The organism is Mesorhizobium sp. MC2-1-1, assembly GCF_057597255.1.
In genome coordinates this window covers 5,325,047-5,346,983 of sequence record NZ_CP195205.1, presented here as the reverse complement: position 1 = coordinate 5,346,983, position 21,937 = coordinate 5,325,047, and the positions used below count along the sequence as shown (strand labels likewise).

Annotated in this window: 18 protein-coding genes and 1 pseudogene; 8 read left to right on the top strand and 11 right to left on the bottom strand. The window is 64.5% G+C overall.

The genetic code is table 11. The features are described 5' to 3' along the window. Nucleotides 1-28 precede the first annotated feature (28 nt). The 3 genes from ACR64R_RS26370 to ACR64R_RS26360 all read left to right on the top strand — a co-directional run bounded on the left by ACR64R_RS26370 (nucleotide 29) and on the right by ACR64R_RS26360 (nucleotide 3,160). A complete protein-coding gene (locus ACR64R_RS26370; RefSeq protein ID WP_487359163.1) occupies nucleotides 29-952 on the top strand; it encodes a sulfite exporter TauE/SafE family protein in 924 nt (307 codons plus the stop codon). Next, the gene (locus tag ACR64R_RS26365; RefSeq protein WP_487359162.1) at nucleotides 952-1,743 is read left to right on the top strand and encodes a TIGR02186 family protein; all 792 of its coding nucleotides are present in this window, start codon (nucleotides 952-954) and stop codon (nucleotides 1,741-1,743) included. The genes ACR64R_RS26370 and ACR64R_RS26365 overlap by 1 nt, the downstream gene beginning before the upstream one ends. Before the next feature lie 160 nt (nucleotides 1,744-1,903). After that, nucleotides 1,904-3,160 carry an Hsp70 family protein gene (locus ACR64R_RS26360; protein WP_487359161.1) on the top strand — a complete coding sequence of 419 codons (1,257 nt, stop codon included), beginning with the start codon at nucleotides 1,904-1,906 and terminating at the stop codon, nucleotides 3,158-3,160. Here the strand turns inward: ACR64R_RS26360 and ACR64R_RS26355 are convergent, their stop codons facing one another. Beyond that, entirely contained in the window at nucleotides 3,161-4,066 is a 906-nt protein-coding gene (locus ACR64R_RS26355) for a LysR substrate-binding domain-containing protein (protein WP_487359160.1), read from the bottom strand. A 96-nt stretch (nucleotides 4,067-4,162) separates the two neighbouring features. Between ACR64R_RS26355 and ACR64R_RS26350 the strand changes: the two genes are divergently transcribed. From ACR64R_RS26350 to ACR64R_RS26335, 4 genes and pseudogenes are all read left to right on the top strand, one after another. Next, nucleotides 4,163-4,348, top strand: a complete 186-nt coding sequence (locus ACR64R_RS26350; RefSeq protein WP_487359159.1) for a hypothetical protein — start codon at nucleotides 4,163-4,165, stop codon at nucleotides 4,346-4,348. Then, nucleotides 4,345-7,275, top strand: a complete 2,931-nt coding sequence (locus ACR64R_RS26345) for a molybdopterin oxidoreductase family protein (protein ID WP_487359158.1) — start codon at nucleotides 4,345-4,347, stop codon at nucleotides 7,273-7,275. Before ACR64R_RS26350 ends, ACR64R_RS26345 begins: the two co-directional genes overlap by 4 nt. Beyond that, nucleotides 7,272-8,005 (top strand): annotated as a pseudogene (locus ACR64R_RS26340) (4Fe-4S dicluster domain-containing protein). Before ACR64R_RS26345 ends, ACR64R_RS26340 begins: the two are co-directional and overlap by 4 nt. Nucleotides 8,006-8,017: 12 nt before the next feature. After that, nucleotides 8,018-8,956 (top strand): dimethyl sulfoxide reductase anchor subunit family protein, encoded by a 939-nt coding sequence (locus ACR64R_RS26335; protein ID WP_487359157.1) that lies wholly within the window; start codon nucleotides 8,018-8,020, stop codon nucleotides 8,954-8,956. Between the two features lie 3 nt (nucleotides 8,957-8,959). Here ACR64R_RS26335 and pdeM read toward each other — a convergent pair whose 3' ends face one another. The 5 genes from pdeM to ACR64R_RS26310 all read right to left on the bottom strand — a co-directional run bounded on the left by pdeM (nucleotide 8,960) and on the right by ACR64R_RS26310 (nucleotide 15,123). Then, nucleotides 8,960-9,676, bottom strand: coding sequence for a ligase-associated DNA damage response endonuclease PdeM (gene pdeM, locus ACR64R_RS26330; RefSeq protein ID WP_487359156.1), 717 nt, complete (start codon nucleotides 9,674-9,676; stop codon nucleotides 8,960-8,962). A 19-nt stretch (nucleotides 9,677-9,695) separates the two neighbouring features. Beyond that, nucleotides 9,696-12,227 (bottom strand): ligase-associated DNA damage response DEXH box helicase, encoded by a 2,532-nt coding sequence (locus ACR64R_RS26325; RefSeq protein WP_487362555.1) that lies wholly within the window; start codon nucleotides 12,225-12,227, stop codon nucleotides 9,696-9,698. A gap of 95 nt (nucleotides 12,228-12,322) precedes the next feature. Beyond that, nucleotides 12,323-13,183, bottom strand: coding sequence for a C40 family peptidase (locus ACR64R_RS26320; protein WP_487359155.1), 861 nt, complete (start codon nucleotides 13,181-13,183; stop codon nucleotides 12,323-12,325). A gap of 48 nt (nucleotides 13,184-13,231) precedes the next feature. Further along, entirely contained in the window at nucleotides 13,232-13,582 is a 351-nt protein-coding gene (locus ACR64R_RS26315; protein ID WP_487359154.1) for a MarR family winged helix-turn-helix transcriptional regulator, read from the bottom strand. A gap of 176 nt (nucleotides 13,583-13,758) precedes the next feature. Further along, nucleotides 13,759-15,123 carry a leucyl aminopeptidase family protein gene (locus tag ACR64R_RS26310; protein WP_487359153.1) on the bottom strand — a complete coding sequence of 455 codons (1,365 nt, stop codon included), beginning with the start codon at nucleotides 15,121-15,123 and terminating at the stop codon, nucleotides 13,759-13,761. Between the two features lie 123 nt (nucleotides 15,124-15,246). On the opposite strand from ACR64R_RS26310, the gene ACR64R_RS26305 reads away from it, so the two are divergent. Further along, nucleotides 15,247-16,080 carry a tetratricopeptide repeat protein gene (locus ACR64R_RS26305; RefSeq protein ID WP_487359152.1) on the top strand — a complete coding sequence of 278 codons (834 nt, stop codon included), beginning with the start codon at nucleotides 15,247-15,249 and terminating at the stop codon, nucleotides 16,078-16,080. Between the two features lie 83 nt (nucleotides 16,081-16,163). Here ACR64R_RS26305 and ACR64R_RS26300 read toward each other — a convergent pair whose 3' ends face one another. The 5 genes from ACR64R_RS26300 to ACR64R_RS26280 all read right to left on the bottom strand — a co-directional run bounded on the left by ACR64R_RS26300 (nucleotide 16,164) and on the right by ACR64R_RS26280 (nucleotide 21,927). Beyond that, complete coding sequence (locus ACR64R_RS26300; protein ID WP_487359151.1) at nucleotides 16,164-17,180, bottom strand: type II secretion system F family protein; 1,017 nt, start codon at nucleotides 17,178-17,180, stop codon at nucleotides 16,164-16,166. A 13-nt stretch (nucleotides 17,181-17,193) separates the two neighbouring features. After that, nucleotides 17,194-18,207 carry a type II secretion system F family protein gene (locus ACR64R_RS26295; protein ID WP_487359150.1) on the bottom strand — a complete coding sequence of 338 codons (1,014 nt, stop codon included), beginning with the start codon at nucleotides 18,205-18,207 and terminating at the stop codon, nucleotides 17,194-17,196. A 131-nt stretch (nucleotides 18,208-18,338) separates the two neighbouring features. Next, the gene (locus ACR64R_RS26290) at nucleotides 18,339-19,838 is read right to left on the bottom strand and encodes a TadA family conjugal transfer-associated ATPase (RefSeq protein WP_487359149.1); all 1,500 of its coding nucleotides are present in this window, start codon (nucleotides 19,836-19,838) and stop codon (nucleotides 18,339-18,341) included. 30 nt (nucleotides 19,839-19,868) lie between these two features. Next, nucleotides 19,869-21,152 (bottom strand): CpaE/TadZ family protein, encoded by a 1,284-nt coding sequence (locus ACR64R_RS26285; RefSeq protein ID WP_487362554.1) that lies wholly within the window; start codon nucleotides 21,150-21,152, stop codon nucleotides 19,869-19,871. Between the two features lie 43 nt (nucleotides 21,153-21,195). Further along, a complete protein-coding gene (locus ACR64R_RS26280; RefSeq protein ID WP_487359148.1) occupies nucleotides 21,196-21,927 on the bottom strand; it encodes a CpaD family pilus assembly protein in 732 nt (243 codons plus the stop codon). Between the last annotated feature and the right edge of the window lie 10 nt (nucleotides 21,928-21,937).

The window sequence follows — 21,937 nt, the reverse complement described above, 5'->3', positions numbered from 1 at the left end:
CGACAAGCAAACTGATCGAGACAGACGGGTGGGCATCTATCTCCCGATCGCGGAAATTTCCGTCAACGTCTTCGTCCTGCTGGCGATGGGCGCGGCGGTGGGCTTCCTGTCGGGCATGTTCGGGGTCGGCGGCGGGTTCCTGATCACGCCGCTTCTTATCTTCTACAACATCCCGCCGGCGATCGCGGTTGCCACCGGCGCCAACCAGGTCATCGCCTCCTCTTTCTCCGGCGCGCTCTCGCATTTCAAGCGCGGCACGCTCGACTTCAAGCTGGGCGGCGTCCTTCTGGTCGGCGGCATCGTCGGCTCGACGGCCGGCATATTCGTCTTCGCGCTGTTGCGCCGCCTCGGCCAGCTCGACCTCTTCATCTCGCTGCTCTATGTCGTGCTGCTCGGCACGGTGGGCGGGCTGATGCTGGTGGAAAGCGTCAACGCGCTGCGCGCCAGCCGCAGCGGCGCGGCGCCGGTGCTCAAGAAATCCGGGCAGCACAACTGGATCCACCGACTGCCGTTCAAGATGCGCTTCCGCGCCTCGAAGCTGTTCGTCAGCGTCATTCCGGTGCTTGGCCTGGGCGCCGCGATCGGCTTCCTGTCGTCGATCATGGGCGTCGGCGGCGGCTTCATCATGGTTCCGGCACTCATTTATCTGCTCAAGGTGCCGACCAATGTCGTTATCGGCACCTCGCTGTTCCAGATCATCTTCACCTCCGCCTACACCACCCTGGTGCATGCAACGACCAACCAGACGGTCGACGTCATCCTGGCCTTCCTGCTTATGGCCGGCGGCGTCGCCGGCGCGCAATATGGCGCCAAGGCCGGCCAGAGGCTGCGCGGCGAACAGTTGCGGGCGCTGCTTGCGATGCTGGTGCTGGCCGTGGCCATCCGCCTTGCCGCCGATCTCTTCGTGACGCCACCCAACCTCTATTCGCTTTCCGCCGCGGGCCTCAACTGATGGCGGGATTGAGAGCATTTGCAGCCGCCGTCACGTTGTCGATGCTCCTAGCCCTTTCCCCGGCGACGGCGCAGACGCCGCCGGCCGAAAGCATCCAGATCGGCCTGTCGACCGACGCTATTTCGATCACGGCCGGTTTCTCGGGCGCCGACCTCACCATCTTCGGATCGCTGGAGAATGCGGATCCGCTGGTCGCGCGCCAGGGGCGCTACGACGTGATCGTCGTGCTCGAAGGACCGCCACGTCCTGTTGTCGTGCGGCGCAAGGACCGCGTGCTCGGCGTCTGGATCAACCTGGACTCTGAGACGTTCGAGAACGTGCCGGTCTCGTATTCCGTCGCGACGACACGACCGCTGCAGGACATCGCCGAGCCCGCCAAATACAAGCAGCTCTCGCTCGGCGCACAGAACCTCTACATGAAACCCGCCGACGAGACCGACAACCCGGCCACCATCGAGGAGTTCACCGCCGCGCTTCGCGACCGCAAGGCGGCGACCGGCCTTTACAGCGAGAATGTGGGCGGCGTCCAGTTCCTGTCGCAGAACCTATTTCGCGCCACGGTGCGCCTGGCGCCCAATGTTCCGGTCGGCACGCACAAGGCGCGCGCGTTCCTGTTCAAGAGCGGCCTGTTCATCAAGGAGAGCTCGGCCCAGCTCGAAATACGCAAGTCCGGCTTCGAGCAGTCGATCTTCCGCGTCGCGCATGAATATTCCTTCCTCTATGGCGTGTTCGCCATATCGCTGGCCATGCTGACCGGCTGGCTGGGCCGGCTCATCTTCCGCAAGGATTGAAGATGAAAGGGGTTTCCCTCCTGGCGATGATGCGATAAACCGCCGCCTCCCAGCCCTAGGGACAAGCAATACATTCAATTTCGATAGAGCGGTCCGGCCTTCCGGACGTCGGCGCGCAATGCGTTGGCCTGCCGCTATCGAACAACGACAGGAGGCTGCGATGCGATCGGCATTCGGCGGCATCGATTTCGGCACGTCCAATTCCACCGTGGGCGTGATCCGCAACGGCCGGGCGCGACTGGTGGCGCTGGAAGGCGAGCAACCGACCTTGCCGAGCGCCGTGTTCTTCAATTTCGAGGACGGCCACACCTATTTCGGCCGGCGCGCGATCAGCGACTACACCGACAGCATCGAAGGCCGTCTGATGCGCTCGCTGAAGAGCGTTCTCGGCAGCTCGCTCGCCAATGAGAAGACGCGCATCAAGGCACGTCAGATCGGCTTCATCGACATCATCGGCCTGTTCATCGATCATCTCAAGAAGCGCCTGGAAGACGACGCGGGCGGTCCGGTCGAGAACGTGGTGCTCGGCAGGCCCGTGCAATTCGTCGACGACGACACGGCCGCCGACTCGAAGGCGCAGGGCGAATTGGAAAAGGCCGCCCGCGCGCAGGGCTTCAGGCACGTCGCCTTCCAGTTCGAGCCCATCGCGGCAGCGCTCGATTACGAGCAGAAGGTCGCCCGCGAGGAGTTGGCGCTGATCGTCGACATGGGCGGCGGCACCTCCGACTTCTCGATCGTGCGGGTTTCGCCGGAGCGCGCGCGCTCGACCGACCGCAAGGCGGATATCCTGGCCAACCGCGGCATCCATATCGGCGGCACCGATTTCGACCGGTTGCTCAGCATCACCCATGTCATGCCAGAGCTCGGCTATCTGACGCGAACCAAGGACCACAAGCGCAACCTGCCGGCGGCTTATTTCATCGACCTGGCGACCTGGCAGCGCATCAACCTCGTCTACACCGCCAGGGCGATGAACGACCTGCGACAGATCCGCTACGAGGCCGAACGCGCCGACCTCGTCGACCGGTTCATCCATGTCGTCGAGCATCGCTATGGCCATGCGATGGCGGGGCTTGTCGAAAGGGCCAAGATCGCGCTGACCGACCAGCCCTCGGCCGAGGTGAAGGTGTCGCTGCCCGGCGCGCATTTCTCATCCGAGATCACGCGCGCCGGTCTCGAGGAGACGATCAGCGGCGACATCGAGCGCGTGGCCGCGACGGTGAGACAGACGATCGCCGACGCCGGCATTGTCGCCTCGGCCATCACCGCCGTGTTCCTCACCGGCGGTTCGACCGCGATCCCCCTGGCGAGGCAACAAATCCTGTCGCTGGTGCCGCAGGCCTGCGTCATCGAAGGCGACATGTTCGGCTCGGTCGGCCTTGGGCTGGCGCTCGACGCGCAGCGCAAATACGCCTGATTATTCCGCGCTTGCCGGCGTTTCCACCTTCCCGGTGAGATGCGCCTTCAGCGCCATCTGGGCGAGGCTCGCCTGCCGGTCACGGTGTGTGATCATGGCGAAGTCGCGCTTCGGCAATTCGACCGGCACCGCCCTGAGGCTGCCCTCCGCCAGGGAGCGCGCGACGACGAGCTCCGAGATGATCGTGGCCCCAGCGCCGGCCTCCACCGCCTGGCGAACGGCCTCGTTGCTGGGCAGGACGAGGAATATCTGCAGCTCCGCCGGCGGAACCCCCTGGCCGTGCGCGAAATCCTCCAGCGCCTCCCGCGTGCCCGACCCGCCCTCCCGGATGATCCAGCGCAGCGCCCTGATATCGAGGTTTCCGGCTCGCGTCATCGGTGTCTCGGGATGCGAACGCGCCACGACCAGCATCATGCGGTCCTCATCGACAGTGGCGCGGCGCAGGATGTCGGACTCAGTGCGGCCCTCGACCAAGCCGAAATCGGCTCGGCCGTCCAGCACATTGGTCTCGACCTGCCTGGTGTTGCCGATCGTCACGCTCAGCTTCACGGCCGGATAGGCTTCGTGGAAGGACGCCAGGCGGCGCGGCAGCCAGTAGCTGGCGATGGTCTGGCTGGCCGCGATCGACAGGCTGCCGGCGATGGTCTGCGAGACATCCTCCAGCACGCCGCGCGCGGCCGCGGCGCGATCCAGAACCGCCTTCGCCTCCGGCAGGAAGCGGTGGCCGGTCTGGGCCAATTCGATGTTGCGGCCGACCCGATTGAACAGGCGCACCCCATGCTGGCTTTCGAGCGCGCGGATGGCGGCGGACGCCGCGGACTGCGAGATGCCCAGTCGCTCGGCGGCCTTGGTCATGTGGCCGTGCTCGGCGACGGCGACGAAGATGCGCAACTGATCGAGGGTCATGGACTACTAAGAAGCAAAATCGATTGGAATTACAAGAGCTGCTTGTTAGACGCATCAATTGCTTTGTTCTAAGTTTTTGCTCGAGATTGGAAAAAATTGGCCGTTCTGCGCCAAGAGTTGGAAATGATGGGGCGCTTCAAATCCCTGTTCGCGCATTGGAGCCGACGGTTGAAACGGCAGTTCGCCGGCGAGCGCTACCACCCTGAGCTCCACTACATGCGCGGCCCCGGACCCAAGACAAAGGCCAAGACGACGAACGGCAAGAGCGCTCGCGGATCATGAGCAAAGCCGCGCCGCGCGGCGCCAATTCCGCAGCCTCCCAGCGGCCGCTGGCCGACACCCACGCACCAAATGAGGGCGACGGCGTCGAGACCTCGCCAAGCGTCTCCGATCGTGTCGCCAAGACCACCTGCTACATGTGCGCCTGCCGCTGCGGCATCGACGTCCACATCAAGGACGGCAAGGTCCGCTACATCAACGGCAACAAGGACCATCCGGTAAACCGCGGCGTAATCTGCGGCAAGGGCAGCTCCGGCATCATGCAGCATTACAGCCCGGCGCGGCTGAGGAAACCACTGCTGAGGACGGGGCCGCGCGGCTCGGGCGAGTTCCGCGAGATAGAGTGGGACGAAGCGCTGACCATCGCCACCGATCGGCTGTCGGCGATCCGCCGCGCCGACCCGAGAAAACTCGCCTTCTTCACCGGACGCGACCAGTCGCAATCGCTGACCGGCTGGTGGGCGTCGAAATTCGGCACGCCCAACTTCGCCGCGCATGGCGGCTTCTGCTCGGTCAACATGGCAGCCGGCGGGCTCTACACGATCGGCGGCTCGTTCTGGGAGTTCGGCGAGCCGGACTGGGACAACACCCGGTACTTCATGCTGTTCGGCGTCGCCGAGGACCATGATTCCAACCCGATCAAGATCGGCCTCGGCAAGCTCAAGGCGCGCGGCGCCAAGGTGGTTTCGATCAATCCCTGCCGTACCGGCTACAACGCCATCGCCGACGACTGGATCGGCATCCGGCCCGGCACGGACGGCCTGTTCGTGCTGGCTCTTGTCCATGAATTGCTCAAGGCAGGCCGCGTCGATCTCGACTATCTGCTGCGCTACACCAACGCGCCCGTGCTGGTCGTGCAGGAGCCGGGGCGCGCCGATGACGGGTTGTTCGTTCGCGACGCGGAAGGCAATCCGCTTGCGTGGGACAGGGTGGCGAAGCGGCCGGTCAACGCGGCCGACCCCGCGGCAAAGCCGGCGCTGACCGGCAGCTATGACGTAGGCGGGCAGCGCTGCGTGCCTGTGTTCCAGCTCATTGCGGAGCGCTATCTCGACGAGGCCTACTCGCCCGACGCCGTGGCGGAGCGCTGCGGCCTTTGCGCTGACACTATTCGCCGGATCGCCGCGGAACTGGCGCATGTCGCCTTCGAACAGACGATCGAACTGCCGGTCGCCTGGACCGACTGGGCCGGCCGCCGGCACGAGACGATCAAAGGCCGGCCGGTATCCATGCACGCCATGCGCGGCATCTCGGCCCATTCCAACGGCTTTCATACCTGCCGAGCCATCCACCTGCTGCAGGTGCTGCTGGGAACGGTGGACGTTCCGGGCGGTTTCCGCTTCAAGCCGCCTTATCCGCGCTCGGCGCCGCCTGGGCCGAAGCCATGCGGAAAAGACGCCCAGCCGGCGACGCCGCTCGACGGCATGCCGCTCGGCTTCGTCTGCGGGCCGGAAGATCTTCTCGTCGACGAGGCCGGCAAGCCCACCCGCATCGACAAGGCCTATTCCTGGGAGGCGCCGCTCGCTGCGCATGGGCTGATGCACTCGGTCATCCGCAATGCCTGGGCCGGCGACCCTTATCCGATCGACACGCTGATGATGTATATGTCGAACATGGCCTGGAACTCGTCGATGAACACGGTCGAGACGATTGCCATGCTGACCGACAAGGACGAGGCGGGCGCCTACAGGATCCCGTTCATCATCTACTCCGACGCCTATTATTCCGAGACCGTGCCCTTCGCGGACTTGGTGCTGCCCGACACTACCTATCTCGAGCGGCACGACTGCATCAGCCTGCTCGACAGGCCGATCAGCCATGCCGACGGGGCCGCCGACGCCATACGCCATCCGGTGGTGCAGCCGGACCGCGACGTGCGGCCGTTCCAGTCGGTGCTGATCGAGCTCGGCGCACGGCTCGGTCTGCCCGGCTTCGTCGACGAGGACGGCTCGGCGAAGTACCGGGACTATGCCGATTACATCGTCAACCATCAGCGCACGCCCGGCATCGGCCCTTTAGCTGGCTGGCGTGGTAAGGACGGCGGATCGATCGGCAAAGGCGACGCCAACCCCGACCAATTGCAGCGCTACATCGACAATGGCGGCTTCTGGCACCACGAATTCGCCGACGACCAGCGCTACTACAAGATGGGCAACCGCGCTTATCTCGACTTCGCCGTCGAGATGGGTTTTGTCCCAAAGGCCGAGCCGATCGTCTTCCAGCTTTATTCCGAACCGATGCAGCGATTTCGCCTCGCCGCGCGCGGCCATGGCAAGACGCAGCCGCCCGATGCGGAGCGGGGCCGCATCGAGGCCTATATGGACCCGCTGCCCTTCTGGTATGCGCCCTTCGAGGAGGCCACCGTCGATCTCGAAGAATATCCGCTGCATGCGCTGACGCAGCGGCCGATGCATATGTACCATTCCTGGGGCTCGCAGAATGCCTGGCTGCGGCAGATCACCAGCCAGAACCGGCTGTTCGTCCACCGCCAGACGGCTGGCAGGCGTGGCCTTGCGGACGACGACTGGGTGTGGATCGAAAGCGTCGCCGGCCGGGTGAAGGGCCAGATCAAGCTGATCGACGGCGTTAACCCGGATACGGTATGGACCTGGAACGCGATCGGCAAGCGGCGCGGCAGCTGGGGCCTGAAGGACGACGCGGCGGAGAGCAACCGCGGCTTCCTGCTAAACCACGTCATCGGCGACCGGACAGCCGCGGACGCCAATGGCAAACGCTATTCGAATTCGGACCCGGTCACGGGACAGGCGGCGTGGTTCGACCTTCGCGTGCGGATCGTCAAATGCGCGGCTGAGGAAGCCGGCTTCACCGAACCGCAATTCGAGCGTTTCGAACGCCCGCCGCATTTCGAGCTTTCGCCGGATGTGCTTCGCTTCGGCGCTGCGTTCCGCATGAAGAGGGAAGCCGCCGAATGACCTGCCTTCCCCCCGGACCGAGAAAAAGCTCGGCCTCGTCATCGACCTCGACACCTGTGTCGGCTGCCAGGCCTGCGTCACCGCCTGCAAGGAATGGAACACCGGCGGCCATATGGCGCCGCTGACCGACATCGACCCTTATGGCGGGCATGTCGACGGCGTCTGGTTCAACCGGGTGCATAGTTACGAGCACACGACGGAGTTGGGCGGCCGCACGGTGAACTTCCCGCGCTCGTGCCTGCATTGCGAGCAGCCGGCCTGCGTCACCGTCTGCCCGACCGGCGCCTCCTACAAGCGCGCCTCGGATGGCATCGTGCTGGTCGACGAGGATAAATGCATCGGCTGCAAGCTGTGCAGCTGGGCCTGTCCGTATGGCGCGCGCGAGTTCGATACCGATGTGGGCGTGATGAAGAAATGCACGCTCTGCGTCGACCGCATTTACAACGACAATCTGGCCGAGGACGACCGCATCCCGGCATGCGTCGCCGCCTGTCCGACCAGCGCCCGGCATTTCGGCGATCTCGGCGATCCGGCCTCGGCGATCTCGCAGCTTGTCGAGGAGCGTGGCGGCGTGGCGCTGATGCCGGAGCTCGGCTACAAGCCGACCAACAGATATCTGCCGCCGCGCGCGCGCAGCGAACGTGCCGCCAAGGTGAACGCTCCTGCACTTGAGCCGATCAAAGCCGAGGGCGGTTTCCTCGGCTGGATCGACCGCATGCTTTCGAACTAGCTTCGCGCAACCATGCATCCCGCTTTCTCGGTCGTATTCTTCACCACCGCCACCGGGGCCGGTTACGGCCTTTTGGCGCTGCTCGGCCTGCTCGGCGGGTTTGGAGCGATCCCGGCCGATTTCTGGCTCGGCCTCATCGGCATGTCGTTGGCTCTGGGCCTGATCGCCGCCGGCCTGCTCTCCTCGACCGGCCATCTCGGCCGGCCCGAGCGGGCCTGGCGCGCCTTTTCGCAATGGCGCAGCTCGTGGCTGTCACGCGAGGGCGTGGCGTCGGTCGCGACCTTCATTCCGGCCTGCCTCTTCGCCATTGGCTGGGTGTTTCTCGGCAAGAGCGGCGGCTGGGCGACGGTCGCCGGGCTGATGGCGGCAGCCGGTGCCGTGGTCACGGTCTGTACGACCGGGATGATCTATGCCTCGCTGAAGCCGATCGCGCAATGGCACAGCCGCTATACTTTGCCGGCTTATCTTATCTTCGCAGCGATGACCGGAAGCGTTCTCGCCAACGCCTTGCTCCAGGCGTTCAAGCTGGGTTCAACGGCGATGCTCATATGGGCTCTATTTGCCACGCTGGTCGGCTGGGGCTGGAAGCTCGCGACCTGGCGGCACAACGACCACCTTAAAATCCCCACCACCGCCAACACGGCGACAGGCTTCGCCGGCGGCACCGTGCGATCGATCGAATGGCCGCATACCGAGGAGAACTACCTGCTGAAGGAAATGGGGTTCCGCATCGCGCGCAAGCACAGCGCGAAGCTTCGGCGGGTCACGCAGGCGCTGGCTTTCGCTGTGCCCGCTGTCCTGCTGGTGACCGTGTTCTTTGTGCCATGGCCGCTGGGCACGATCGCATCCGTGCTTGCAGCCATCGCACAACTCACCGGCATACTGGTCGAGCGCTGGCTGTTCTTCGCCGAAGCGAAGCACACGGTGACGCTCTATTACGGGCGAGAGTAGTCCTCACCCCGGCCGCAGCATTGGGCGGGAGATAGCGAAAATCCGCTGGGCGCCGAGCATATAGGCAACGAGCGTTTCCAGCCGGAACAGGCCGGCATAGGCGCGGTCGAGCACGTTGAGCGAGCCGGTATAGGCGCCGAAGGCCGGCATGATCATGCGGCCGCCATCGCCGGCGAAGCAGCGCCGCCTGACCGAGCGGCCGCGCTGGACGATGCGCGCGCAAGGGTGGAGATGGCCGGCGATCTCGCCCTCGACGCGGACTTTCGACGGCTCGTGGCGGAAGATCAGCGAGCCGATGGCGAGTTCCTTGACCGTCTCGCCCGGCAGGTCTGCCGGCGCTTCCGGGTCGTGGTTGCCGGCTACCCAGAACCAGTCGCGGCCGGCCATCATCGCCTCCAGCCGCTCGCGGAAGCTCGAATGCATGCGGTCAGCGCCGCCGCCGTCATGGAAAGAGTCGCCGAGGCTGACGACGATGCGTGGCTGGTAGTCGGCGATGACCGCCTGCAGCTGAAGCAAGGTGGCGCCAGTGTCGTAAGGCGGGATCAGCGCGCCGCGCCTGGCGAAGGACGAGCCTTTCTCAAGATGCAGGTCGGAGACCGCTAGCAGGCGCAGGTCGGGGAAATAGAGAACGCCGCGCCGGTCGCAGACTGCGCGTTCGCCGGCGATGCCGACAAGGTCGGCCTCGGCGATCAGCGTTGCGCGCGTCAGCGAAAAATTCATCCCCTCTCAGCCCTCTCTTTCAGTTGGTCATCTCAGGCCCCATGGCCTCTTCGACGAGGGTGGCGGCGTCCATCAACAGCGCCTCGTCCGCCTCGCCATTCACCGGCATCTTGCCGATTTCAAGCATGATCGGCACGGCAAGCGGCGATATCTGCTCGAGGTTCTTATGCATGATTCGACCGCTAATGCGCGATAGCATCTCGGCAAGTCTACTGACATCCAGCAAGCCGGTCGCCGCGTCCGTGCGCGTGGCCTGCAGCAGGATATGGTCGGGTTCATGGGTGCGCAGCACGTCATAGATCAGGTCGGTCGAGACGGTGACCTGGCGGCCGCTTTTCTCCTTGCCCGGATGGCGCTTTTCGATCAGTCCGGAGATCAGCGCGCAGTTGCGGAAGGTGCGCTTGAGAAGCCAGCTGTCGGCAAACCAGGCTTCCAGATCATCGCCCAGCATGTCCTGATCAAACAGCGTGGCCAGCGACGGTTTCCCGTTCTTGAACATCCGGCCCATGTCGGCCAGCGACCAGATGGCCAGCGCATAGTCCGTGGCCACGAAACCGACCGGCTTCGCGCCCGCCCGGTCCAGCCGTCGCGTGAGCAGCATGCCGAGCGTCTGATGCGCCAACCTGCCTTCGAACGGATAGGCGACGAGGTAGTAGCGGTTGCCGCGTGGAAAGGTTTCGATCAAAAGGTCGTCGCGTTTCGGCAGAACGGATTTGTCTGCCTGGAACCGCAGCCAATCCGCGACCTGCTCGGGAAGCTTCTTCCAGCGCTGCGGGTCGTCGAGCATGGCGCGAACCTGCTCGGCGAGATAGGTCGAAAGCGGGAATTTGCCGCCGCCATAATAGGGCACCTTCGCGTCACTGCCCGGTGCGTTCGAGACGAAACACTCGTTCTCGCGAATGCCTTCGAAGCGCAGGATCTTGCCTGCGAACATGAAGGTGTCGCCATGGGTCAAAGTCTCCAGAAATGCTTCCTCGATCTTTCCCAGCACCCTGCCGCCGCGCGAGGCTGCCCCCCTGCTCCCGGCCTGGACGTAGCGAACGTTGAGCGCGGGCACTTCGATGATGGTGCCGACATTCAGCCTGTACTGCTGGGCGACGCGGGGATGGGATACGCGCCACAAACCCTCCCTGGTCTGCCGGATGCGGGCATAGCGCTCGTAATTTTTCAGCGCGTAGCCTCCGGTCGCGACGAAGTCGATGACCCGGTCGAATGTCGGCCTGTCCAGGCTGGCGTAGGGTGCCGCAGTCCTCACTTCATCGAACAACGCATCGGCATGGAATGGCGCGCCGCAGGCGCAGCCCAGCACGTGCTGCGCCAAGACATCCAGCCCGCCATTGACAAGCGGCGGCGTATCCTGGGCGCCGAGATAGTTGGCATCCAGCGCGGCGCGGCATTCCAGAACCTCGAAGCGATTGGCCGGGATCAGGATCGCCTTCGACGGCTCGTCCATGCGGTGGTTGGCGCGGCCGATGCGCTGCGCCAGGCGGCTGGCGCCTTTCGGCGCGCCGACATGTACGACCAGATCGACGTCGCCCCAGTCTATGCCGAGGTCGAGCGTGGAGGTAGCGACGATGGCGCGCAACGCATTCTCACCCATGGCCTTCTCGACGCGGCGGCGCTGGGCGACATCCAGCGATCCGTGATGGAGCGCGATCGGCAAGGTATCCTCATTGACGCGCCATAGCTCCTGGAACAGCAGCTCGGCCTGGCTGCGCGTGTTGACGAACAGCAGCGTGGTCTTGTGCCGCTTGATCTCGCGATAGATCTCGGGCGTAGCGTAGCGGGCCGAATGTCCGGCCCAAGGCACCCGCTCTTCCGAGTCGAGGATTGATATTTCGGGCTTGGCGCCACCCGTGACGACGATGAGTTCGGACATGGCACCGGGAGAAGCCTGGCTGACCAGCCAGCGCCGCAATTCGTCGGGCTCGGCCACGGTGGCTGAGAGGCCTATCGTTTGCAGGCCGGGCACAAAGGCCCGCAACCTCGCCAGGCCGAGCGCCAGCAGATGTCCGCGCTTGGAGGTGACCAGCGAGTGCAATTCGTCGAGCACGACATAGCGAAGGTCCTCGAAGAAGCGCCTGGCGTCGTTCGAGGCTATCAGCAACGCGAGTTGCTCGGGCGTGGTGAGCAGGATATCGGGCGGCGCGAGTTTCTGCCGCTGGCGCTTGTGCGAGGGCGTGTCGCCGGTTCGGGTCTCTATGGTGACCGGCAGACCGATCTCCTCGACCGGCTTGCCGAGATTTCGCTCGATGTCGACGGCCAGCGCTTTAAGCGGCGAGATGTAGAGCGTGTGGATGCCGCGATGCGCCTGGCCCGGCTTGCGCTTGGGACGATCGGCAAGCTCGGTCAGCGACGGCAGGAAGCCGGCCAGGGTCTTGCCGGCGCCGGTCGGCGCGATCAGCAGCACCGATTGTCCGCCTTGAGCCTTCGCCAGCAGCTCGAGCTGATGGGCGCGCGGCGACCAGCCCTTTTCGCCGAACCATTTGACGAATGGCTCGGGCAGCAGGACGGCGGCATTCTGTTCGGCAAGGCGCGGCTGCTCGGTCACCCGCAAGAGGTAGCGCGGCGGCACGCGATCGCCAAGGAAAATCGGAACAAAAAGGGATCATCGCTCCTCGCCCCGTTTACGGCGAGAAGGAAAGATCAGGGCCTTCTGAACCCCGTCGGGCCGCCATAAAGATAGCCGATGCGGTCGACCGCTTCCTTCAGCCCCTCGCGCGAGACCAGCATGGTGTGGCCGTTGGCGTGGATCATGTCTTTCTCGTTGGTCATGATCGCGACATGGCCCTTCCAGAAGACGAGGTCGCCGCGCCGGAGTCCTGAATAGTCGGGACCCAGCTCTATCGGCGTGCCGATCGACGCGGCCTGCATGTCGGAGTCGCGCAGCACGTGCCTGCCCGTCATGCGCATCGCAAGCTGGACGAGGCCGGAGCAGTCGATGCCGAAGCCGGAGACCCCGCCCCACAGATAGGGCGTGCCCAGGAAGCTTTCGGCGACGGTGACGTAGTCCCCGGCCAGTTCGGCGGTCGGCCGCAAATGGCCGGCGATGATCGCCTGGCCGGAGGGCAACAACGCATAATGCGTGCCGCGCGTTTCGGCCGCGCCGGTCACCGTCACGGTCGAGCCCATCGACAACTGTCCGCTTATCGGAAAGCGCAGATCCGGTCCGGGATAGAGGAACGTGCGCGGCACCGAAACGACGTGCGTGGGCGCCTGTTCGCGCGCGCCAATGAGATTGTCCGCCACATAGCCGACATAGCCGTCGCGCTCGGTCTGCAGCCAGGCCCAGCCTTCGGCATCCTCGAAGACGAGCACGTCGTCGCCAAGCAGCGCCTGCGTGTTCACGCCCGCGTCGGGGCGCGGCGCCTTGCGCAGGTCGGCGACCGACGCCGTGATACGCGCCGGGCGGCCGGTGACGAAGCGGTCGGCGGCGACCTCACCTTTCAGCCTCGCATCGGCAAGGTCGGAGCGGAAGGCATGAAGGCGAGCATCCCTGGCGGTCAAATCGATAATCCAGTCAATCTGCGATGGGGTCGGATGGCGGCGACGAGGTCAGATGGGCAGCTCTTGCGCCCTGGCAACGATACCATCGCCGAAGCGTTCGACAAAGAGCGCGCCTTCCACCGTGCGCCGGATCAGCACGTTGCGCTTGTCGAGCTCGTCGCGGTGGCGCGAGACCAGCTTCAGCGCACCCATCGTGTCGAGGGCGCGGGTGATGACCGGCTTGGTGACGTTGAGCCTGGCGGCCAGCCCGCGCACCGTGTGCGGCGGCGGATCGAGATAGATGGTGAACAGGATCGCCGTCTGGCGCATGGTGAGATCCGGCGCGCCTTCGCGCACCTGGGCCAGCATCACCTGCTGCCACAGTCGCAAGGCCTGACTCGGGCGCATCGAGATCGACATCGCCCCAGCATGCCGGCAAATTGTTTCGGTTCCGTTTCAGTGACGGCTTTTTTGCGCCGCCTCGATCTTCCGGCGTGGAGCGGTTCAGCGTCTCCCGGGATCGCGGAACCGCTCTAAGTCTCTGTTTTTACGCAGTTCCGGACGGAGCATCGCCAAGCACTTCTGCTGGAATTGCCCTAGACAAATCGCTGCGTAATCACCCGCTCCAGCGCGCGAATACCCTGCGCCTCGCCCCCGGTCAGGCCATGGGGGCGATCGGCCGGATTCCAGGCGAAGATGTCGAAATGCGCCCAACGCTCCGTCTTCTCGACGAAGCGCTTGAGAAAAAGCGCCGCGGTGATCGATCCCGCAAAACCGTCCGTGGTGACGTTGTTGATGTCGGCAACCTTGGAGGAAAGCTTCCCATCATAGGGGCGCCACAGCGGCATGCGCCACAGCGGATCCTCGACCGCTACTGACGCGGCGGCGAGGTCGGCGGCGAGCACCTCGTCGGCGGTGTAGAAAGGCGGCAGATCGGGGCCGAGCGCGACACGGGCCGCACCGGTGAGCGTCGCCATGTCGACAAGCAATTCGGGTTGCTCTTCATCAGCCAGCGCCAGCGCATCGGCCAGGACCAGCCGCCCTTCGGCGTCCGTGTTGCCGATCTCGACGGTGATGCCCTTGCGGCTGCGCAGCACGTCGCCTGGCCGGAAGGCATTGCCCGCGATCGAATTCTCGACGGCGGGGATCAGCACCCGCACCCGGACATTCAGCTTCGCCGCCATGATCATGGAAGCGAGGCCCAGCACATTGGCCGCGCCGCCCATGTCCTTCTTCATCAGAAGCATGCCCGATGACGGCTTGATGTCGAGGCCGCCGGTGTCGAAGCAGACGCCCTTACCGATCAGCGTCACCTTCGGCGCAGCGCTCGATCCCCATGTCATGTCGATCAGCCGCGGCGCTCCGGTTGAGGCACGGCCAACGGCGTGGATCATCGGGAAATTGCGCGCCAGGAGGTCATCGCCATGGATCACGGAGATATCGGCTGCGTGGTCGGCCGCGAGTTTCCGGGCGGCTTCCTCCAACTCGGCCGGGCCGAGATCGCTGGTCGGCGTGTTGACAAGGTCGCGTGCCAGGAACACGCTATCGGCGATGCGACGGACATGAGCGCCATTCGCGCCTTCGGGAAGTGCAAAGCGCAACGCCTTGCCTGGCTTCTTGCCATAACGCGTGAAGACATAGCCGCCGAGGACGAGCGCAAGCGCAGCCAGACCGGGTTGGCGCAAGTCCGACGCGAAATACCATTCGCCTTCCGGCAGCGCCCTTGCGAGCGCGCCGAGAGCAAGCGCGCTTTCGCCTTCGCCCGTGCCGAACAGCGCGCCGGCAAGGCGACCGCCCTCACCCGGCAGGACCAGCGTGCGCCCGGCCTCGCCGGAAAAACCGTTGGCCCTGGCCCAGGCGAGGGCGGACGGCGGCAGCGCCGCGGCTTCAAGCGTTTCCTTTGCCACCAGATAGACAGGCAAGGCGGCTTCCGGCCTTTGTTCGACGAGTTCGACAGGCATGCGATGATCTCCGGCCGAACGCGACGAGTCGGCTTCTTAACGATCCGTTAGGGTTAACAGAATATTTCTGCGGGAGGGAAGACGGCCAGCCAATGGCCGCACAGGAATGGAGACCGGGCGCCGATGCCGATAAAAGCGTTGAACCTCAGAGCCAAGCATCTGATCAGCACGGCGCTCATGGCGGCTCTTGCAGCCGGCGTGGCGGGTTGCGGCAGCACCAGCCAATTGACCACCGGTTCCATCTCGCGTTCCGACAGCAGGCCGCTGGAAACGATGTCGGCCGGCGAACTGCACACGGCCACATCCAGGCTTGGCGAATCCTACGCGCGCAATCCGAACGACAGGCGCCTGGCGATGAACTTCGCGGCGGCGCTGCAGATGGACGGCGATGCCGACCAGTCGCTGGCGGTGATGCGCAAGCTGGCGATCGCCTACCCCAAGGATCGCGACGTGCTTGCCGCCTACGGCAAGGCGCTCGCTGCCAACGGTCAGTTCGAGCCGGCGCTCGACGCCGTGCGCCGCGCGCAAACGCCGGAATATCCGGACTGGAGGCTGGTATCGGCGGAAGCCGCCATTCTCGACCAGATGGGGCAGAAGGACGAAGCTCGGCAGAATTACCGCAAGGCGCTGGAGCTCAAGCCGAACGAACCTTCGGTACTGTCCAATCTCGGCATGTCCTATGTGCTCGAAGGCGATCTGCGCACCGCGGAAACCTACATGCGCTCGGCTGCGCAGCAGCCCGGCGCCGACAGCCGGGTGCGGCAGAACCTCGCGCTGGTCGTCGGCCTGCAAGGCCGCTTCGACGAAGCCGAGAAGATCGCCTCGCAGGAATTGTCGCCCGAGCAGGCGCAGGCCAATATCGCCTATCTGCGCCAGATGCTTGCCCAGCAGAACGCCTGGAGCCAGTTGAAGGACCAGGACAAGAGCAAAGGCAAGCCGAAAGTCGCCACCAACTGACAGCGCCGCCAAGCGCCGACCGCTTCGACAATGAAAAGCCGCGCGAACCCCGCGCGGCTCTTTGATTTATGAGAACAGCCCGCCTACTGGCTCGAGGAGCTGTGCTGGTCGCCGAAGATGCCGCGCTGGCTGACCTGAATGCCGGCCGGACCCAGGATGATGGCGAACAGGACCGGCAGGAAGAACAGGATCATCGGCACGGTGAGCTTCGGCGGAAGTGCGGCGGCCTTCTTCTCGGCGGCGTTCATGCGCATGTCGCGGCTCTCCGAGGCGAGCACGCGCAGCGCGTGCGCCACCGGCGTGCCGTAGCGTTCGGCCTGGACCAGGGCCTGTGTTACCGACTTCACCGATTCCAGGCCGGTGCGGCTTGCCAGGTTCTCATAGGCGACCTTGCGATCCTGGAGATAGGACAGCTCGGCATTGGTGAGCACGAATTCCTCGGCAAGCGCCACCGACTGCGTGCCGATTTCGTCGGCAACCCTGCGCAAAGCCGCTTCCACCGACATGCCGGATTCAACGCAGATCAGCATAAGATCGAGCGCGTCCGGCCACGCCAACTGGATCGACTGCTTGCGCTTGGTCGCGCGGTTGTTGACGTAGAGGATCGGCGTGTAGAAGCCGCCATAGGCGACAACGACACAGACGAACAGCCTGATGAAAGGCGGCTGCTGCGGCAGCCCACCCAGCACGAAGAGATAGATGGCCGCCAAGGCAAACCCGACGAATGGCAGGACGAGGCGGAAGAAGAGGAAACGCGTCATCGGGTTCTGGCCACGGAAGCCCGCCACCTTGAGCTTCTGGATCGTGCCTTCATCGACGAGCGCGCGCCGAAGATTGAGGCGATCGACGATGTTGCGCATGCCGATGGACTGTTCCTCGCGCAGGCCCTTGCGACGGCGGTCGGCCTCGCTGGCCAGCCGCGCCCGCTGCTCGGCGCGCAACTTGTCGCGTTCGAGCGCCACGCTCTTCATGCGGGACTTGAGCGACGTGCTGCCGAACGCCGGCATGAGCGTGAAGGCGGTCGCGAACACGGCGATACCGACCAGCATCGCGATCAGGAAGGAAGGGTCGGTAAGTGTTTTGACGACCTGCTCTGTCACCTGATTCGTCCCCCTACACTTCGAAGTTCATCATCTTGCGCATCACCAGGATACCGATCGACATCCACACACCCGCGCAGCCGAGGATCAGGTTGCCGATATTGGTGGTGAACAGCGGCATGATGTAGTTCGGACTCGACAGGTAGACGAGGAAGGCGACGACGAAGGGCAACGCGCCGATGATGACGGCGGATGCCTTGGCTTCCATCGAAAGCGCCTGGACCTTGGCTTTCATCTTCTTGCGGTCGCGCAGGACGCGCGAAAGGTTGCCCAGCGCCTCGGACAGGTTGCCGCCGGCCTGCGACTGGATCTGGATGACGATGCCGAAGAAGCCGGCCTCGCTGCATGGCATGGTCTCGGTCATGCGCATGGCGGCGTCGGGCACCGACATGCCCATCTGCTGGGAATCGACGATGCGGCGGAATTCAGAACGGACCGGTTCGGGCAATTCGTTGGCGATCAAGCGGATCGCGTCGTTGAGCGGCAGACCGGACTTGACCGCGCGCACGATGATGTCGAGCGCGTTCGGGAACTCTTCCAGGAAGGCCTTGACGCGGCGTGTGCGGCGAAACGACACGAACCAGCGCGGCAGGCCGAGACCGCCCGCCAACAGGGCGCCTGGCAAAGCCCACAGAGGCGCGCCGAGGAAAAAGAGAAAGGCCGTCAGGATGATCCCGCAGACCGCGGAATAGATATAGAAACGCTCGATCGGAACCTGCATGCCGGCCTGGCGGATCTGAACCTTCAGGGGCGGTTTCTTGACGTTGCGATCGTTGGTCTTCTGTTTTTCGTCGAGCTGCTTGAGAGAGTCCTGAAGACCTTTGCGCCGCTTGACCGCTTCCGCGGCGCGGTCGCGCGTGGCTTTCACCACCGACCGGTCGGTTTCGGCCGTCTTGATGGTCTGAAGCCGCTTGCCGGCCTGCTTCTCGTTGTCGATGCGCGTAAACAGGAAAGCATAGGCCAGCGCGCCGGCGCTGAAGCCGGCAAGCACGACGAACGCCAATACGGTGGTGTCAATTCCGAACATCGACCGCGAACCCCAAGGTATTTCGCCGTTTCAGATAAACCGCGAACCGACCTGTCTCCTCGTTTGGCCGCAATTCCTCACGGCGAACCGCTGCGCACTTTTCCTGGAATTGCTTCAGGCCTCCAGATGCATCAGTCAGCGCGTTTCTCCATCGCCTCGAGCGCATTGGCGAGGCGCTGCTCCTCGCCGTAGTAACGGGCGCGGTCCCAGAAATGCGGGCGGCCGATGCCTGTCGACACATGCTCGCCGACCAGCCGGCCGCTCGCGTCCTCGCCCTTGATGTTATAGAGGACGAGATCCTGGGTGATGATAACGTCGCCTTCCATGCCGACCACCTCGGTGATGTGGGTGATGCGGCGCGAACCGTCGCGCAGGCGGGCCGCCTGGATGATCACGTCGACCGAGCCGACGACGATCTCGCGCACCGTCCGCTGCGGCAGCGAATAGCCGCCCATCGCGATCATCGATTCGATACGGTTGAGGCATTCGCGCGGGCTGTTCGAGTGGATCGTTCCCATGGAGCCGTCGTGGCCGGTGTTCATCGCCTGCAGCAGATCGAACACTTCCGGTCCGCGCACTTCGCCGACGATGATGCGCTCGGGCCGCATGCGCAGGCAGTTCTTGACCAGGTCGCGCATGGTGACCTCGCCCTCGCCCTCGAGATTGGGCGGCCGGGTTTCGAGACGGACCACATGCGGTTGCTGCAGTTGCAGTTCCGCCGAGTCCTCGCAGGTGATGACCCGCTCATCACGGTCGATATAGTTGGTCAGGCAGTTGAGCAGCGTCGTCTTGCCCGAGCCGGTGCCGCCCGAGATGACGACATTGCAGCGGACGCGCCCTATGATCTTCAGGATTTCCGCGCCTTGCGGCGAGATGGCGCCGAACTTGACCAGCTGGTCCAGCGTCAGCTTGTCCTTCTTGAACTTGCGGATGGTGAGCGCGGTGCCGTCGATGGACAGCGGGGGCGCGATGACGTTGACGCGCGAACCGTCGGGAAGGCGCGCGTCGCAGATCGGGCTCGATTCATCGACGCGGCGGCCGACCTGACTGACGATGCGCTGGCAGATGTTGAGCAATTGCTGGTTGTCACGGAAGCGGACGCCGGTCTGTTCGACTTTTCCGTTGACTTCGATGTAGACGTTCTTGGAGCCGTTGACCATGATGTCGGCTATGTCGTCGCGGGCAAGCAGCGGCTCCAGCGGTCCATAGCCCAAAACGTCGTTGCAGATATCTTCGAGCAGTTCCTCCTGCTCGGAGATCGACATCGCGAAGTTCTTGATCGCGATGATGTCGTTGACGATATCGCGGATTTCCTCGCGTGCGCTCTCTGGATCGAGCTTGGCGAGCTGCGACAGGTCGATCGTATCGATGAGGGCGGAGAAGACCTGGCTCTTGGTGTCGTAGTAGGTCTCCGAGCGCTCTCGCTGGACCTTTCTTGGCGGCTCGGGCGCCATCGGCGGAGCCTCGACCGGACGGCGAGCCGGCTGCGCGGCCGGCGCGTTGGATGCCGGCGCAGCCGGCCGCTCGACCGTCATCGTCCCCGCTGAAGCGGGAGCGGCGGGAGCGGATGCCGGCGGGCGGAATTCGGGTGTCACCCGGTTGCCGTCGTCCTTACCTCTTTTACCAAACATGATCGACTACCCGATGCCGCTCAATCAGCGTCATTTCTTGTTGCGCGAGAGCTTGCCGAGGATCGACCCCAGGCCTGCCTTCTTCTTTGCCTTGATTTCGCTGCGTCCGGTCAGCACATGCGCAATCTCGTTGATGGTGGCGACGACCGGGCTCTTGGCGTCCATCTCGCTCAGCATGCGGCCGTTGTTGGCGGCGTTGCCGAACAGGAGCGGCTCGAAGTTGATCACCGCCATCGGCGTGATACCGAGCGGCTCGGCGAAATCGGAAGCCGCGATCTCGGGCCGTTTCGGCACGCCAGCCTGGTTGATGATCAGCTTTGGCGGCGGATCGTTCGGACGCAGCCGCTTCAGCATGTCAACCATGTTCTTGGTGTTGCGAAGGTTTGCGAGCTCGGGCGTGGCCGTGATGACGATCTCGTCGGCCTTGATCAGCGTGCTCTTCGTCCATCCGCTCCAGATGTGAGGGACATCGAGGACCACCAGGGGCGCGCTGCGCTGCGCCACCTCGATGATCTGGGTGAACGCCTCGGCGTCGAAATCATAGACGCGTTCCAGCGTGGAGGGAGCCGCTAGCAGCGACAGATGTTCGGCGCATTGGGCCAGCAATCGATCGAGATAGACCTCATCGACCCGCTCAGGCGAAAACACGGCCTCGGCGATGCCCTGGGCCGGGTCCTGGTCGAAGTCGATGTTGGCGGTGCCGAAGGCGAGATCGAGATCGGCGATGACGACTTCGGATTTGAACAGCGACGACATCGCCCAGGCGACGTTGTGGGCCATGGTCGAGGAGCCGACGCCGCCCTTGGCGCCGATGAAGGCGATCGACCGGCCGATGGGTTCCGCTTCCGGATCGACGAAGATCGACGACACGACGCTGACGATATCGGTCATCGAGACCGGCGCGATCACATATTCCGAAATGCCCGAACGGATCAGCTCGCGATAGAGCCCGACATCGTTGTAGTGGCCGATGACCACGACCTTCGAGGACGGATCGCAGTATTCCGAGAGCTGACCGAGTTGCTCCAGCAGTTGCTTCGGTTCGCTGCGCGATTCCAGCAGGATCAGGTTCGGCGTCGGCGCGGACTGATAGAACTCGATCGCGGTCGGGATGCCTCCCATGTGGACCTTGAGATGCGCCTTGGCCATGCGGCGATCCTCGCCTGCGCGCCCCACGGGGCTGGCGACGCCTTCGGTCTCGCAGAAAGCCTGGATCGAAATGCGCGGCACCGGACGCAGCGCCTGCATGGCGGCGATGTCCTGCTGCGAAAGGTCGCCGGTTTCCGAGGGCGTGTCGTAGGCAAGATTGCTCATCGTCATGCTCTTTCCGTGACTGCTCTCTTCGTCGTCCGGCCGCTCAGTAAGTCACTTCCGAGTTGCCAAGGAACTCGTCCGAGATTCCCCGTGCGCGATACTTGTCGATCACCGCGCCCCGATTTTCTGCATCGATCTCGGACTGCTTGCGCGGACCGATGAGATCGTTGGGATTGTCCACCTGCGCCGCAAGATTGTTCTGGTAGGAGCAGCCGAAGTCGGCATAGTGCTTGTTCTCCGACGTCTCCAGGAGGTCGGCGGGCCAGCGTCCGCATTTGTCGGTCTGGGCTCTCACCGCGACGAAGGAGACGCGCACCGGCGCGGACGCCTCCGGCACAGCCGACTGGTAGGATGTCATGGCGATACGGTCGCGCTTGACGCCCGCCGCCATGGCGAGCCGGGCGAAATCGCGGCCGGCAGCGCGGGCGGCAGCCTCGTTCGCGGAGCCGGCAGGCATCGCGATCGTCAGCGCCGGGGCGGCGCTCCTGTCGTATCCGTCGAGAAAGCCGAGCAGCGCGTCGCGCTGCGCGCCGGTCATGCCGCGGTCGCCGGCGCCGACGGGCAGGTCGATCTTCTGGTTCTTCTCGGCGATGACGATCGGATGGGTCGTGCGGTAATCATCCGGGATCGATCCGACAGTGATGCTGTCGCGGTTGGCGCATCCGGCGAGCGACGCAGCAAGCGCGACCGCCAGGGCCGGGAGCGCCGAGCGACGGACTCTTGCGATGCCGGATACCGCCCGGATCGTCACGACCTTCGATGCTGACTTGGACATATCCGCATTC

Excerpts from the sequence above, each read along its gene's own strand:
- ACR64R_RS26310 (WP_487359153.1), bottom strand. The coding sequence starts at position 15,123 with ATGCCTGTCGAACTCGTCGAACAAAGGCCGGAAGCCGCCTTGCCTGTC.
- ACR64R_RS26360 (WP_487359161.1), top strand. The coding sequence starts at position 1,904 with ATGCGATCGGCATTCGGCGGCATCGATTTCGGCACGTCCAATTCCACC.
- ACR64R_RS26290 (WP_487359149.1), bottom strand. The coding sequence starts at position 19,838 with ATGTTTGGTAAAAGAGGTAAGGACGACGGCAACCGGGTGACACCCGAA.
- ACR64R_RS26335 (WP_487359157.1), top strand. The coding sequence starts at position 8,018 with ATGCATCCCGCTTTCTCGGTCGTATTCTTCACCACCGCCACCGGGGCC.
- ACR64R_RS26285 (WP_487362554.1), bottom strand. The coding sequence starts at position 21,152 with ATGAGCAATCTTGCCTACGACACGCCCTCGGAAACCGGCGACCTTTCG.
- ACR64R_RS26355 (WP_487359160.1), bottom strand. The coding sequence starts at position 4,066 with ATGACCCTCGATCAGTTGCGCATCTTCGTCGCCGTCGCCGAGCACGGC.
- pdeM (WP_487359156.1), bottom strand. The coding sequence starts at position 9,676 with ATGAATTTTTCGCTGACGCGCGCAACGCTGATCGCCGAGGCCGACCTT.
- ACR64R_RS26280 (WP_487359148.1), bottom strand. The coding sequence starts at position 21,927 with ATGTCCAAGTCAGCATCGAAGGTCGTGACGATCCGGGCGGTATCCGGC.
- ACR64R_RS26365 (WP_487359162.1), top strand. The coding sequence starts at position 952 with ATGGCGGGATTGAGAGCATTTGCAGCCGCCGTCACGTTGTCGATGCTC.
- ACR64R_RS26345 (WP_487359158.1), top strand. The coding sequence starts at position 4,345 with ATGAGCAAAGCCGCGCCGCGCGGCGCCAATTCCGCAGCCTCCCAGCGG.
- ACR64R_RS26305 (WP_487359152.1), top strand. The coding sequence starts at position 15,247 with ATGCCGATAAAAGCGTTGAACCTCAGAGCCAAGCATCTGATCAGCACG.
- ACR64R_RS26295 (WP_487359150.1), bottom strand. The coding sequence starts at position 18,207 with ATGTTCGGAATTGACACCACCGTATTGGCGTTCGTCGTGCTTGCCGGC.
- ACR64R_RS26315 (WP_487359154.1), bottom strand. The coding sequence starts at position 13,582 with ATGTCGATCTCGATGCGCCCGAGTCAGGCCTTGCGACTGTGGCAGCAG.